Origin of the sequence: Luteimonas sp. RC10, from assembly GCF_014192745.1 — a bacterium.
Classification (GTDB): Bacteria; Pseudomonadota; Gammaproteobacteria; order Xanthomonadales; family Xanthomonadaceae; genus Luteimonas.
Window position 1 is genome coordinate 179,733 of sequence record NZ_JACHYJ010000006.1, and the last position, 15,002, is coordinate 194,734.

General features: G+C 68.4%; 11 protein-coding genes. 9 read left to right on the plus strand and 2 right to left on the minus strand.

The window, feature by feature from the left end; translation table 11 throughout:
- Positions 1–46 precede the first annotated feature (46 nt).
- The gene (tadA, locus tag FHW73_RS12095) at positions 47–562 is read right to left on the minus strand and encodes a tRNA adenosine(34) deaminase TadA (protein WP_183426969.1); all 516 of its coding nucleotides are present in this window, start codon (positions 560–562) and stop codon (positions 47–49) included.
- An 82-nt stretch (positions 563–644) separates the two neighbouring features.
- Positions 645–1,280 (minus strand): XRE family transcriptional regulator, encoded by a 636-nt coding sequence (locus FHW73_RS12100; protein ID WP_183426970.1) that lies wholly within the window; start codon positions 1,278–1,280, stop codon positions 645–647.
- 273 nt (positions 1,281–1,553) lie between these two features.
- On the opposite strand from FHW73_RS12100, the gene FHW73_RS12105 reads away from it, so the two are divergent.
- From FHW73_RS12105 to FHW73_RS12145, 9 genes are all read left to right on the plus strand, one after another.
- A complete protein-coding gene (locus FHW73_RS12105; protein WP_183426971.1) occupies positions 1,554–3,530 on the plus strand; it encodes a serine hydrolase domain-containing protein in 1,977 nt (658 codons plus the stop codon).
- 30 nt (positions 3,531–3,560) lie between these two features.
- Entirely contained in the window at positions 3,561–4,559 is a 999-nt protein-coding gene (locus tag FHW73_RS12110) for a dipeptide epimerase (RefSeq protein WP_345776181.1), read from the plus strand.
- Positions 4,556–6,574, plus strand: a complete 2,019-nt coding sequence (locus FHW73_RS12115; RefSeq protein ID WP_183426972.1) for a serine hydrolase domain-containing protein — start codon at positions 4,556–4,558, stop codon at positions 6,572–6,574. The genes FHW73_RS12110 and FHW73_RS12115 overlap by 4 nt, the downstream gene beginning before the upstream one ends.
- Positions 6,575–6,586: 12 nt before the next feature.
- Complete coding sequence (locus FHW73_RS12120) at positions 6,587–7,882, plus strand: peptide MFS transporter (RefSeq protein ID WP_183426973.1); 1,296 nt, start codon at positions 6,587–6,589, stop codon at positions 7,880–7,882.
- A gap of 212 nt (positions 7,883–8,094) precedes the next feature.
- Complete coding sequence (locus FHW73_RS12125; RefSeq protein WP_183426974.1) at positions 8,095–9,273, plus strand: membrane dipeptidase; 1,179 nt, start codon at positions 8,095–8,097, stop codon at positions 9,271–9,273.
- 32 nt (positions 9,274–9,305) lie between these two features.
- Positions 9,306–11,507: a TonB-dependent receptor gene (locus tag FHW73_RS12130; RefSeq protein ID WP_183426975.1), complete on the plus strand. Its 2,202-nt coding sequence runs from the start codon at positions 9,306–9,308 to the stop codon at positions 11,505–11,507.
- A 191-nt stretch (positions 11,508–11,698) separates the two neighbouring features.
- Positions 11,699–12,742, plus strand: coding sequence for a DUF1611 domain-containing protein (locus FHW73_RS12135; protein ID WP_183426976.1), 1,044 nt, complete (start codon positions 11,699–11,701; stop codon positions 12,740–12,742).
- Positions 12,739–13,749 carry a class A beta-lactamase gene (bla, locus tag FHW73_RS12140; RefSeq protein WP_183426977.1) on the plus strand — a complete coding sequence of 337 codons (1,011 nt, stop codon included), beginning with the start codon at positions 12,739–12,741 and terminating at the stop codon, positions 13,747–13,749. Before FHW73_RS12135 ends, bla begins: the two co-directional genes overlap by 4 nt.
- Positions 13,746–14,897 (plus strand): hypothetical protein, encoded by a 1,152-nt coding sequence (locus FHW73_RS12145; protein WP_183426978.1) that lies wholly within the window; start codon positions 13,746–13,748, stop codon positions 14,895–14,897. The genes bla and FHW73_RS12145 overlap by 4 nt, the downstream gene beginning before the upstream one ends.
- The last annotated feature ends 105 nt before the right edge of the window (positions 14,898–15,002 follow it).

The following is a 15,002-nucleotide window of genomic DNA, read 5'->3' on the forward strand; positions in this document are numbered from 1 at the left end:
TCGTGGCGCGCATGATATCGCAGCGGTCCTGGCGACTCGCCCGATGTCAGCGCAGCGGACGACCGCGCTTGCGTCGGAAGTAGTTCGTCAGCATCGGCCCGGCGATCTCGGCCAGCACCCCGCCGGTCACTGCGACCCGGTGGTTGTGCCGTGGATCGCCCAGCACGTCGAACACACTGCCCGCCGCGCCGGTCTTGGGATCGAACGCTCCGAACACCACGCGGGCGATACGCGCATGGATCATCGCCATCGCGCACATCGCGCAGGGTTCGAGCGTGACCACCAGCGTGCAGCCGACCAGCCGGTGGTTGCCCAGGGCCTGGCCCGCGCGGCGCATCGCCACGACTTCCGCATGCGCGCTGGGATCGTGCTCGGCGATATTGCGGTTCCAGCCCTCGCCTAGCACCTCGCCCGCCGGCGAGACGACCAGCGCCCCGACCGGAATCTCGTCGTCCTCGACCATCGCGCGCTCGGCAAGCGCCAGCGCATGCTGCATCCAAGCCGCGTCCACACTGGCGTCGGTGGCGGCGTCGATCAGAGCGGGGGCGTGCAGTTCCGGCATGCCGGCATTATGGCCCGTGTCCGACGGCCACGGGCCGGGCCGTCCACGCGCAGTCGCACGGGAAGACCCGGGCGGGTCGAGGTCAGACGCTGCCTTCCTGCTCGTGCATGGTGATCAGCGATTCCATCAGGTCTTCCTCCGCGCTCGAGCACACGCCCAGCAGCAGCGCTTCCTCGCAGCCGGTATCGACGATGTAGGCATGTCCCATCTGGCTGTCGATGTAGATGCCCTCACCCTCGCTCAGCACCACCGGATCGTAGAACTCGCTGTGCACCTGGACCCGGCCTTCGAGCACATGGATGTATTCCTCGCCCGGATGGCGCACCAGATCGCCGAACTCCGCCGTCGTCTTGGCGCGGACCCGGGTCACGATCGGGATCATGCGTTTGCGCCGCAGCTCGGTGCACAGATAGAAATAGTCGTAGTTGTCGGTCTTGACCCGCAGCGCCTTGTCCAGCGTGCCGATACTGCGGCGGGCGGTCACCGCCTGCGGCGCGGCGCCCGGCTCGGGTTCGGCGAACAGCTCCGACACACGCATATTCAGGCGCTGCGCCAGGTGCTGGAGCTTGTCGTAGGTCAGGGTCAGTCGGTCGTGCTCGATCTTCGACAGGGTGGACAGCGGGATGGCGGTGTGTTCGCTCATCTCCCTGAGCGTCCAGCCCCTGCGCGTGCGCAAGCCGCGCAGCAGGGTTCCGAGCGTTGGGCTCTTCGGACTCATCGACAGGCCTTGTCCTTTGCAATGAAGTGACGCGCACGATACTACGCGCAGATGAACATGATCCTGATCAGGATCATGGCGAGCGCATTCGGCGCCCCCCTGATACCGACTCCGTCTGCAGGAAGGACCTGCCGCGACAGACGGACGGGCGTACGACAAGCAGGACGTGGACGTGAAGACAGTGTTGACAATTTTCCGATCAGGCATATTGTTGCCTGATTGAGATATCGCTGGCGGCCGTGGGTGCCGCCTGGTCTGCCGATCGGAGGTCGCATGCGTCCAGGGCCGTGGCTCGCCGCATTGGGGTGTGCGTTGTGCATGGTCTTGCCGGCAGCTGCGCAGCCGGCCGAGGCATCGCCGAGCACTGCCGAGCCCGCTGCCGCGGCCGCAAGCCTGACGCCCGATGATGCCGGGCTGTGGCTGGATGGGCTCATGCCCGGCGCACTGGCGCGCGGCGACATCGCCGGTGCGGTGATCACGGTGGTCAAGGACGGAGAGATCCTCGTCAGCCGCGGCTATGGCTTGGCCGACGTCGCGCAGCGCCGACCGGTCGATCCGGAGACGACGCTGTTCCGGGTGGCGTCGGTGTCCAAGCTGTTGACCTGGACGGCGGTGATGCAACTGGTGGAAGCCGGTCAGCTCGATCTCGACGCGGACATCAACGGCTACCTCGATTTCAGCGTACCCGGGCGCGGCGCGCCGATCACGTTGCGCCACCTGATGACGCATACCGCGGGCTTCGAAGCCAACATCAAGCAGATGTGGACCTCCGAATCGGCCGCGCAGGCCGATGGACTCGCCCTCGGCCCCTATCTGGCACGCTGGGTCCCTCATCGGATCTTTGCTCCCGGCACCATGCCGGCGTACTCGAACTACGGCACCAGCCTGGCAGGCTACATCGTCGAACGCGTGTCGGGCCTGCCCTTCGCGACGTATGTGGAACGCCGCATTTTCGCGCCGTTGCAGATGCGCCACGCCAGCTTCGAGCAGCCGCTGCCTCCCGCCTTGCGGGCGCTGGTCTCCCAGGGCTATGGCAGGGGATCGGGGCCGCCGCGCGCATTCGAGGTCACGCCATCTGCGCCGGCCGGCGGCATGTCGGCGAGCGGCTCGGACATGGGGCGCTTCATGATCGCCCACCTGGCCGCGGCCGCCGGCCAAGACACTGCAATCCTCAAGGCCGCGACCAGTGCGCGGATGCTGACGCCGCAGACCCGGTTCGCGCCGCCGTTGCAGACCATGGCGCTGGGCTTCTACGAACTCGATGTCAACGGCGAGCGCATCGTGGCGCATGCCGGAGATACGTTCTCCTTCCATTCCCAACTGCTGCTGTTCCGGGACCGCAACGTCGGGCTGTTCGTTTCGTTCAATAGCGCAGGTGTGGACGGCATTACCGGCCCGCTCCGGCGCGAGATCCTCGAGCGCTTCGCCGACCGCTATTTCCCGGATGCCCGCCCTACCCCGTCCCCCGCGTTCGATGCCGAGCTGGCGCTGGCGCAGGCACGCCAACTGGCTGCAGCGGCCTATCGCGACTCGCGGCGCACCGAGACCGGTCTGGGGCGCGTCGGCGTCCTGTCGCAGACACGGCTTGAAGCGCTCGAGGACGGCGGCCTCCGGCTGGCGCGCATGAAGCAGATCAATGGGCAGCCGACGACATTCCATCCGATCGGGCCGTGGCTGTGGCAGGCCAGCACGAGCGAAGTGCGCCTGGCGGCCCTCATCGAGGAAGGACGCCCGATCGGATTCGCGGTCGATTCGTCCGCGCCATTCAACGTCTTCCTGCGGGTCGAGGCTTACCGCTCGGCGGTCTGGCTCAAGCCGCTGCTGAGCATTGCGGTCATCGTGCTCGGACTTGCGGCGGTGTCCTGGCCGATCGCGGCAATCGTCCGGCGCCGCTACGGCCGAACGCTGGCATGGACGCCATCGGCGCTGCGCGCCTACCGCCTGAGCCGCCTCGCCAGCGCGTGGCTGTTGCTGGTCCCGGCGACCGCGCTGGCGGTGATGAGCTGGGGCGCGGCCGATTTCGCGCGCTTCGACGCCCGCCTCGACCCGGTGGTGATCGGACTGGGCATCGCCACGGTGGTCGCCATCGTGGCCGGCATCGGGTCGACCGCCTGGCATCTGCAGCAGACCGTGCGCAGCCGGCGCGGGATGCTTGCGGTGTTCGGCGCCGCGCTGCTGCTGGTGTCGGCCTGCGTGCTCGCCTATGTCCTGGTCCTGATGGGCCTGGCCGATTTCGCTCTTGATTACTGATCCGTCGCGCCGCGACGGCTGGAGACCCGTGTGAAACTGACACTGCAGATCGACAAGCTTCGAATGCTCGCCCCGTTCCGGATCAGCGGCTATGTCTTCGAGCATGCCCCGGTGCTGCGCGTCGAGCTGGAGGAGGCGGGCCACCGCGGCCGCGGCGAGGCCAGCGGCGTGTACTACTTCGACGATACGCCGGAGCGGATGCTCGAAACCCTCGAGGGCATGCGTGGCGCGATCGAGGCCGGCATCGACCGCGCCTCGCTTCAGCACCTGCTGCCGCGCGGCGGCGCGCGCAATGCGCTCGATTGCGCGCTCTGGGATCTGGAGGCTGCGCGGGCCGGCAAGCCCGCGTGGGCGCTGGCGGGGCTGTCCCAGGTCCGGCCGCTGCTGACCACCTGGACCCTCGGCGCCGACGATCCGGGGACGATGCAGTCGATCGCCGTGGCGCGCTACGCGCCGGCCAAGGCGCTCAAGCTCAAGCTCAGCGGCGAGCTCGATGTGGACATCGAACGCGTCCGCGCAGTGCGCAAGGTGCGCCCGGACGTGTGGATCGGCGTGGACGCCAACCAGGGCTATACCGTCGATGTGCTCGATGCGCTGATCCCGGTGCTGATGGACAACGGCGTCAGCCTGCTCGAGCAGCCGCTGCGGCGCGGTCGCGAACGCGATCTCGACGGCTTCGCCCGGCCGTTGCCATTCGCCGCCGACGAGAGCGTGCAGGACACGTCCGAGATCGAGGCGCTGGCCGATGTGTTCGACGTGATCAACATCAAGCTCGACAAGTCCGGCGGGCTGACCGAGGGCCTGGCCATGGTCGACAAGGCGCGCACGCTGGGCATGCAGGTCATGGTCGGCAACATGATGGGCAGCAGCTGGGCCATGGCGCCGGCCTTCATCGTGGGCCAGCACTGCGATGTGGTCGATCTCGATGGGCCGCTGGTGCTGCGCGACGACCGCGTGCCGGGCGTGCATTACGACGATGGGCTGATTCACTGCGACGACAGCATCTGGGGAACGGGAGTGCCGGCATGAAGACGTATCCAATCACTGGGCGCCGCTGGCGGGCGTTCGCGTCCGGCCTGCTGCTCGCATCGGCGGGCCTGCTCGCGCCGCTGCACGCGCAGGTCCCCTCGTCTGCGCCGCAGGAGGTGCCCGTCCCGGGCTCGGTGCCGGTCACAGCCGATGCGGGCGCTGCACCTGCCGGCACCCTCGATGCCGCGCGCGTGGACACGTTCCTCGACGGGCTGGTGCCCTATCTGATGGCGCAAGGCGATCTCGCCGGTGCGGTGGTGACCGTCGTCGAGAACGGCCGCATCGTGACCGAGCGCGGCTTCGGCTTCTCCGATGTCGCCAAGCGTGCGCCGGTCGACCCCGAGACCACCCTGTTCCGCCCAGGGTCGATCTCCAAGCTGTTCGTGTGGACGGCCGTCATGCAACTGGTCGAGCAGGGCAAGCTCGACCTCGACACCGACATCAACACGTACCTGGACTTCGCGGTGCCGGCCAAGGGTCAGCCGATCACCTTGCGCCAGGTGATGACCCACACCTCCGGCCTGGAAGAGCGCCTGCGCTACCTGATCGTGCTGGGCCCCGACCATCCGGCCACCGGCGAGCAGTACCTCAAGGAATGGGTGCCCGACCAGATCTTCGCACCGGGGACCAAGCCGGCGTACTCGAACTACGCGACCGGGGTTGCCGCCTACATCGTCGAACGTGTCAGTGGCCAGTCCTTCGACGACTACGCCCAGGCGCACATCCTCGGTCCGCTGGGCATGCAGTACGCCAGCTTCCATCAGACACTCCCCGAGACGCTGCTGCCGCATGTCGCCGCCGGTTACCGCCTGGGGTCGGGCGGGTCCAATCCTGCCGAAAAGGTCACCACGCCCGGCGTCGGCGGCCTGTATGCGTCGGGCGGATCGATGGCGCGCTTCATGCTCGCGATGCTCAACCAGGGCGAGCTCGACGGTCAGCGCATCCTGCGCCCGGAAACGGTGGCGCAGATGTTCGCACCGCAGCCGGCGATCCTGCCTCATCTGCCGCGCATGGCCCTGGGTTGGATGACCTCCGACACCGGCGGTTACGACACGCGTTCGCACGGCGGCACCACGCTGTTCTTCTACTCGTGGCTGTACCTGATCCCCGAGCGCAACATCGGCCTGTTCGTCTCCACCAACAGCGCCGGTCGCGATGGTGCCGGCTCGGCCCTGCGCGCACAGGTCTGGGAGCGCATGGTCGAAGAGTTCCTGCCGCAACGCCCGATCCAGGCCGCCGGCCCGGGCGTCGATGCCGACACCGCACGCGACCACGCCGCAACGCTGGCGGGTGTGCGCTGGCAGAGCACCCGCCGCTCCGACAGCACCTATCTGCGCATGCTGTCGCTGTTCTCGCCGGTCCGTGTGCATCCGCAGGATGACGGCACGATCACGGTCGATGGCCAGAAGGGTCTCAACGGCCAGCTGCTGCGCTGGCGCGAGGTCTCGCCCTGGCTGTGGCAGGAGGAGCACGGCCGCGGCCTGCTGGAGGTCAAGATCGAGGATGGACGTCCGGTCTACTTCTCCGCCGGACCGTTCGCCTCGGTGTTCGGGTTCGAGCCCATCCCCGGCTGGCGCTCGCCCGCCTGGCTGTTCCCCGCCCTGCTGGTGTCGCTGTTGGTACTGACGCTGTCGGCGATCGTACGGATCTCGGGCGTGTTCGTCCGCCGCTACCACGGCGTCGCGGCGCCGGTGGAAGGCCGCGGCCTGCGCTGGCTGCAGACGCTCTCGGTGACGATACTGCTCGTCGGCGTGGTGGCCTGGGTGCTGTACGCGCAGGCGCTGGGAGCCCCCGGTGCAATCGCTGACTTCAACAACGCCCCGCTGCTGGCGATGCAGGCGTTGTCCTGGCTGGCCGTGCTCGGCGCGCTGGTTCTGGTCTGGGTGGCAGTCCGCAAGCCGGCGAGCTGGCCGCGCCTGCGGCGCGCCGGGGCCTGGATCGTCGCCGGCGCCGGCCTGGTCGTGGCGTTCGTGGCCTGGACCCACGGGCTGCTGACCACTGGCGTGCAGCTGTAGTCGACCGCCGGCATGAGCGCCAACCGCACGCAGGCCTGGTTCGGGCAACCACCAGGCCTGACCATCCTGTTCCTGACCGAGATGTGGGAGAAGTTCTCCTACTTCGGGATGCGGGCGCTGCTGGTCTACTACATGATCAAGCAGTTGCTGTTCTCCCAGGAGCAGGCCTCGCTGGTCTACGGGCTGTACACCGCGCTGGCGTATCTGACGCCGGTGTTCGGTGGCCTGGTGGCCGACCGCTGGCTGGGCAAGCGCCGCGCGGTGATCGTGGGCGGTGCGGTCATGGCGTTCGGCCACTTCCTGATGGCGTTCGATGCCCTGCTGTATCCGGCGCTGTTGGCGATCGTGCTCGGCAATGGTCTGTTCCTGCCGACCCTGCCCGGCCAGGTCGGCGACCTGTATCGGCGCGAGGATCCGCGTCGCGGCTCGGCGTTCAATGTCTACTACGTCGGCATCAACCTCGGGGCGTTTCTCGCCCCGCTGGTCTGCGGCACGCTCGGCGAGCTCTACGGCTGGCACGTGGGCTTCGCCGCTGCCGGCATCGGCATGCTGCTTGGCCTTGCGATCTACATCGGCGGGCGCCGGCACCTGCCGCCCGATCCGCCGCGCACCGTCGGTACGACGCTGCCGCTGTCGGCACTGTGGCAGCCGGCCTATCGCCCGGTGCTGCAGTTGATGGCGATGGTCGCCGGGCTGGTGGTGGTGTTCCGGCTGGCCTACGAGCAGATCGGCAACACCATCGCGATCTGGCTCGACACCGGCGTCGACCGGGTGGTCACAGCGGACTTCACCATTCCGATGACCTGGTTCTTCTCGCTCAACCCATTGCTGGTGTTCCTGATCACGCCATGGCTGGTCCGGGCCTGGACCCGACAGGCGCGGATGGGCCGCGAGCCGCCGGCGTTGCGCAAGATGGCGATCGGCGCGGCCGTGGTCGGCGGCGCCTTCGCGCTCGTCGCGGTGCTCGGCGGCACACCGGCCGCCCAGGTCGGTTGGCTGTGGGCCGCGCTGTTCTTCCTGGTGTTCACCTTCGGCGAACTGTTCATCCTGCCGGTCGGGTTGGGGCTGTTCGCGCGCCTGGCCCCTGTCGGCTTCGGCGCGACCATCATCGCCGCATGGTTCCTGGCCTCGTTCGGCGGCAACCTGCTGGCGGGTGCGGCCGGCACGCTGTGGTCGCGAACATCCGTGCATGGATTCTTCGCCGCGATGGCAGGCGTCTGTGTCGTCGTCGCCCTGCTGCTGTGGCGACTGGAGCCGCGCGCACGTCCGCTGCTCGCCAGATCGGCGGTCGATCCCCAGATGCACTGAGTCTGGGCGTCTGCGCGACGTCGATTCCGTCGCGACAATCCCCCAGTGACGGTAGTCGGGGGACTCCGCCTCAAGGCGGCAGCGCGGATGCCGCTCGCCAGCAGCTTATGCTGCAGTGCAGCGCAAATTCAGGACAATGCGTCCTGATATTCCTTGACAATTCTCCGATCAGGATAAATATTCCCGTAACGGGATTATCGGAAAGGAACATCATGTCCACCGCACCGCGGACCCCTGCCCTGACCCGCCGGCGCCTGCTCGGCGGCGTGGCCGCCCTGGCCGCAGGCGCGATCGCGTTCCCCGCCATCGCGCGCGGCCGCCATGCCGTGGTGCCCGGTGCGACGACCGCCTACTCCACGCGCGCGATCGACTTGGTCCGCGAGTCGCTGGTCATCGACATGCTCGGCGTGATCAAGCTGGACTTCCGCCCCGAGTACCCGGCCATCCGGATCAGCGAGCAGGATGCGGCCGACATGCGCGCCAGCGGCATCACCGCACTCCATCACGCGGTCGGTCTCGGCGGGCCCAACGCGTTCCAGGACACGCTCCAGTACATGGCTGCATGGAACGGCTTCGTCGGCCGCAACAGCCACGTGTTCACTCTGGTCGGCGAGGCGGACGACCTCGACCGGGCCAAGGCCGACGGCAAGGTCGCGGTGATGATCGGTGTGCAGAACGCCGAACACTTCCGCACCCCGGACGATGTCGCCCTGTTCTATCGCCTGGGCATGCGCTGCGCCCAGCTCACCTACAACGCCCAGAACCTGCTCGGCTCGGGCGCGACCGACCGGGTCGACGGTGGGGTCAGCGATTTCGGCGTGCAGATCATCGAAGCGATGAACGCGTCGGGCATGCTGATCGACGTCTCCCACTGCGGCGACCGCACCACACTCGACACGATCGAGCTGTCGCCGCGCCCGGTCGCGATCACCCATTCCAACTGCCGCGCACTCAACGACCACCCGCGGGTCAAGACCGACGAGGCGATCCGCAAGCTGGCCGCCAAGGGAGGGGTCATGGGCATCACCGGCGTGCGCATGTTCGTGCGCGACCGCGAACCCACGACGATCGAACACATGGTCGACCACATCGACCATGTCGTGAAGCTGGTGGGCATCGACCATGTCGGTATCGGCTCGGATGCCGACCTGCACGGCTACGACGACATGCCCGGCGACCAGGGCGCCGCGCTGCGCGCCGGCTACAAGGCCAGCTACGCATTCCGCGAGCGGATCGATACCGACGGGTTCGATCATCCTCGCAAGACCTATGACCTCGTCGAGGTCCTGATCCGTCGCGGCTACAGCGACGGACACATCCGCCAGATCCTCGGCGGCAATTTCCGGCGTCTGCTCGGCCAGACCTGGAAGCCGATCGTTCTTCCCACCTGATCACGCCCATTGCGGAGCCCGGCATGCGCACGATGAAACGTTCGATTCTCGCCTCCACGCTGGCCATGTGTTGTGCCGGCCAGGTCCCCCAGGTGTTCGCGCAGGCCGCGGAGAACGACGCCGTCCGCCAGGCACCCGACGCGGTGGAGCTCGATCGCGTGGTCGCCACCGCACAGAAGCGTAGCGAGAACGTCATGGAGGTGGCCTCGGGCGTCAGCGTGATCAGCGAGGAGCGCCTCGAGGCCTTCGGTGCGACCCGGCTCACCGACTTCGCGGCTTATGTGCCCGGCTTCCAGGTCGACAGCGGCGGCGCTCCGGGGCAGACCACGATGGCCCTGCGTGGCGTGGCCCCGCTCGGCGGCGGCTCGATCATCGGCACCTACATCGACGACACGCCGATCGGCCCCAGCACCAACAAGCAGCGGGCGACGACCTATGCGCTGGACCTGCTGCCCTACGACATCCAGAGCGTGGAAGTGCTGCGCGGCCCGCAGGGCACGCTGTACGGCGCCGGCGCGATGGGCGGGCTGTTCAAGTACATCACCAAGGCGGCCGACCCGGATGTGATCGAGTTCCGCGCCGGCATGGACGTCAACAGCACCCACGAGGCGGGCGACCTGGGCATCGGCCTGCGCGCGGCGATGAACGCGCCGATCGTCGAAGGGCGCGTCGGCCTGCGTGCGAGCTTCTCGCGACAGGTGACGCCCGGCTACGTCGACCAGCCCGACCTCAGCGGCGACGACGCCGAGGACAGCAATGGCTACACCCAGCTCGCCTCGCGCGTGGCGCTGACCTGGCGTCTCACCGACAACGTGAATCTGCGCCTGCAGACGCTGCATCAGTTGGTCGACGCGGACAACACCGGCCAGGTTGGCCTGAGCCCGACGACGCTCGAGCCGTTGCGCGGCGAGCTCGACGGCATCCTGTTCCGGCCCACGCCCTACCGCATGGAGACCAATTACCACTCGGCGATTCTCGACTGGGACCTGGGCAGCATGGACTTCGTGTCGGCGACCAGCTTCTCCGAGACGCACATGGACGAGACCCAGGATTCCACACTGGTCTATGGCGTCGCCTGGCCGCTGCTGACCGGCGGCGCCATTCCGGCCGGCCAGGCGCAGTTCGACATCTACCTGGGCAACCGCAAGTGGACGCAGGAGTTCCGGCTCAGCTCCAAGGCGGACGATCGCTTCGAATGGTTGGTGGGCACCTTCTTCACCGGCGAGAAGCACGGCAACAGCCAGACAGTCCTCCCCTACGACAGCAGCGGCAATCCGCTGCCGTTCAATGCCGCGTCCGGCACCCTGCCCGGTCGCTACGACGAGCAGGCGCTGTTCGCCGATGCGACCTACAAGTTCAGCCCGCGCTTCGACGTGTCGGCCGGCCTGCGCTATGCGCGCAACGAACAGGATTTCGAGCAGCACACCACCGGCGCGCTGTATGGCGGCACCCTCGACCTGGTCGATTCCATCGACGAGAACGTGTTCACCTGGAAGCTCGCCACGCGCTGGCATCTCGACGACCGCTCGATGCTCTATGCGCGCTACGCCACCGGCTATCGGCCCGGCGGCCCGAACGTCTCGGTGACCGGTTCGGTGCCGATGACACGCTCCGACACGCTGGGCAACTTCGAGCTGGGCTACAAGTCGCACTTCTGGGACCGGCGCGCGATGATCGACGTCGCCGCGTTCCGGATCGACTGGGACGACATCCAACTGCGCGAGACCGTCAACGGCATCTCGCGGCTGGGCAACGCCGGCAGCGCGAAGAGCCAGGGCCTGGAACTGGCGACGATGGTCCGCGCGACCGATCGGCTGACCGTCGGGTTCAATGCCGCCTACACCGATTCCGAAGTGGGCGAGGTGCCGCCGGAGAGCGGCCTGGAGTCGGGCAGCCGCATGCCGCTGACGCCGCGCCTGAGCTGGTCGAGCACCGTGGACTACGACTTCGAGGTCGGCCCGCAATGGCACGGGCGCGTCGGCGGCGGCTTCCGCTTCACCGGCAGCCGCGTCGGCGACGGCGGCTACGAGATCGAGCGCTATCGGGCGATCGACCTGCATGCCGAGCTGACCAACCTGCGCTGGACCGCGCGGCTGTACGCCCGCAACCTGACCGACGAGCGCGCCTACGTGTCGACCGGGCTCGTGCGCGACGTGTTCAACCAGGACGTCGCGGTGGTCGGCGTGCCGCTGCAGCCGCGCACGATCGGCGTGTCGATCGACTACCGCTTCTGATCCCCTGCGCCCGCGCCGCCTGACCGGGCGGACGCACGCGCGCCCCGCAAGACCTTGCCCGACCGGCGAGGCAGGACGCCGCTGCGTGATCGCAACGGCGGCCTTTGCCGCGTCGCCCCTCTGCCTGCAGCACACCGGTCAGCGCCGGCGTGCCGCCTTCCCCACCTGCCTGCTTCATCGATGGAGTCTCCATGACGTCTTCTTCCCCCGGCGCGGCCCACGCCCTCGCCGCGCTGCCCCAGCCCTACCTGCTGTTTCTCGGCGACACCACCGAGGTCGGCTTCGCCAAGACCGCGATCGGCTTGCGCGACTGGGCGCCCGAGTTGTGCGTTGCCGAGTGGCGCCTGCCCGGAGGCACGGTCAGTACCGGCCTGCCCGCCATGACCCCGGCGCAGGCATATGCCGCCGGCGCCCGGGCGGTGGTGATCGGCGTGGCCAACCGCGGCGGCGTGCTCGTCGCCGACTGGGTGCCGGCCCTGGTCGACGCGCTCGAACAAGGGCTGGATCTGATCAGCGGGCTTCATCAGCGCCTCGGGGATATCCCGGAACTGGCCGAGACCGCGTCGCGACTGGGACGCCAGTTGATCGATGTGCGGGTGCCGCCCCGCGGCCTGCCGGTGGGCACCGGCCGCAAGCGCAGCGGCAAGCGCGTCCTGACGGTCGGCACCGACTGCGCACTCGGAAAGAAGTACACCGCGCTCGCATTGGCGCGCGGCCTGCGCGAGCGCGGCGTCGACGCCACGTTCCGGGCCAGTGGCCAGACCGGGATCCTGATTGCCGGCCAGGGGATTGCGATGGACGCGGTGGTCGCGGACTTCTCCGCAGGCGCCGCCGAGCTCCTGAGCCCCGATGCCGCCGACGGGCACTGGGACGTCATCGAGGGTCAGGGGTCGCTGTTCCATCCCGCCTATGCTGGCGTCAGCCTGGGCCTGCTGCACGGAAGCCAGCCGGACGTCTTCGTGGTCTGCCACCAGCCCGACCGCGCGCATACGCTCGGATATCCCGACTATCCGCTGCCGTCGATCGAAGAGGTCATCGATCTGACCGTGCGCCTGGGGCGCCGCACCAACCCGGCGATCCGCTGCATCGGCGTCAGTCTCAACACGCAGGGCATGGACGCTGCGGACGTCGACGCGCTCTGCGCAGATATCACCGCGCGTCTCGGACTGCCGGCCGGCGATCCGATGCGCAACGATGGCAAATTCAATCACCTTGTGGAGGCCTGCCTGTCATGAAGAACCGATCCCTGACTCTGAGCCTGACCGCATGTCTGGTCGGCGTCTTCGGCCTGGGCGCGGTGTCGGCCGAGGCCGCAACGGCCACCCCGGTCGAAACCGAAGTCGCCCGCCTGGCCACACAGGTCGACGGCACCGTCGGTGTCTCGGCCTGGCGCCTGGACGGCGATGGCCCACAAGTGCACCTCAACCCCGACGACGCGTTCCCGATGGCCAGTACGTTCAAGGTCGCGGTCGCCGCAGCCGTGCTGGCGAAGGTGGATGCCGGCGAGTTGGCGCTGACGACGATGGTGCCGGTGCCGATGGCGATGCACGTGGACTCGGAGGTGATTGCCGACCGCTTCATCCACGAAGGGCTGAGCCTGTCGATCCACAACCTGCTCGAGGTGATGCTGACCCAGAGCGACAACACCGCCACCGATGTGCTGGTCGCGCAGGCGGGTGGTCCCGCTGCGGTGACCGCGTGGCTACGCGCGCAAGGGGTCGAAGGCCAGCGTGTGGACCGCAACACGCGTGATCTGCTGCTCGGCTTCTACGGCATCCGCGAGGCCGGACCGCTGACCAAGGCCGGCGTGGCCGAACTGGCGAAGGATCCGGCGCTGCTGGCGCGCAGCCAGCAAGCCAATCGCGCCTTCGATGCCGATCCTCGCGATACCTCGACCCCGCGCGCCATGTCGACGCTGTTGACGCGCCTGTTCAAGGGGGAGGCGCTGAGTGCCGACAGCACGCAGACGCTGATCCAGGTGATGCAACGCTGCCGCACCTGCAGTGATCGTCTGCGTGGCCGCATGCCGGCCGGCACGGTGGTTGCCGACAAGAGCGGCACGCTGGGCGGCACGGTCAACGACGTGGGCGTGGTCACGCTGCCTGACGGCAGCCAGGTGGTGATCTCGGCGTTCGTCAAGGGAAGCTCGGCGCCGCGGAGCGATCGTGAGCGCGTCATCGCCGAGATTGCCCGGACCGTGCGCGATTACTACCTGTTCCTGCCCAAGGCCGCGACGCCATGACGCCCCAGGCCAGCCGGTTCCAGCGGTTTCTGCTGCCGGGCCTGGCCTTCAAGTCCGCAGTGATCGGTGGCGGCTACGCCACCGGTCGCGAGCTGGCCGAGTTCTTCCTGCCGTCGGGGCCTTGGGGCGGCCTGGCGGCGATCACGCTGTCGATGGTGGTGTGGAGCGTCGTATGCGCGCTGACGTTCCTGCTTGCCCAGCAGATCCGCGCTTACGACTACCGCAGCTTCTTCCGGCATCTGCTCGGTCGCGGCTGGTGGACGTTCGAGATCGCCTATCTGGCCCTGATCATCGTGGTGCTGGCGGTGTTCGGTGCGGCCGCCGGCGAACTGGCGTCGAGCATGTTCGCCTGGCCGCGCATCGTCGGCACACTGCTGCTGGTGGTCGTGATCACGCTGGTGGTGCAGGCCGGCGCGAACGCCGTCGAGCGCCTGTTCAAGCTGATGTCGATCTTCATGTACCTGGTCTACGCGCTGGCGGCATGCCTGATTCTGATGCGCTTCGGTGGTGCATCGATGTCGGCGCTGTCGAGCGCCGGCCCGCCCGAGGCGCGCTGGGCGCTCGACGGGCTGACCTACGCCGGCTACAACGTCTTCGCAGCGGTGTCGGCATTGCTGGTCGTGCGCCACATGCTGGGGCGCCGCGATGCCGTGGTCGCCGGCGCGCTCGCCGGCCCGCTGGCGATCCTGCCGGCGATGATCTTCTACCTGTGCATGCTGGCCTTCCTGCCCGGCGTCGCCGACGCGCCGCTGCCCTCGGATCTGATGCTGGGCCAACTGGGCATTCCCTGGTTCCACTGGCTGTTCCGGCTGATGATCCTGGTGGCCCTGGTCGAGACCGGCGTGGCGCTGATGGCATCGGTCGACCGACGCATCCTGATCCACTGGCAGGAGCGGAGCGGCCGCGAGCCGGGCCCGCTGCTGCGCGCCGGGATCATCGCCGCGCTCCTGCTCGGCGCGGTGGTCATGGCCGACGCGATTGGGCTGGTGTCGCTGATCGCGCAGGGCTATCGCCTCTTGGCGTACGCGATTCTGTCCACCTATGTCGTGCCACTGCTGCTCTACGCGAGTCGCGAGCTGTGGACCCGACGCGGCCTGGCGTTCGATGGCAGTGTGCCGCCGCCGCCCTCACCGACTGGAGCCCGCTGAACGCGCGCCGCGCCTGCCCATAAGCTGTGGCTATGGATTGGCAGCGCCAATTCAATAGCCGGCCGTGCGCGCGCCGCTGAAGATGGTCGGGTGATCCGGAACTGG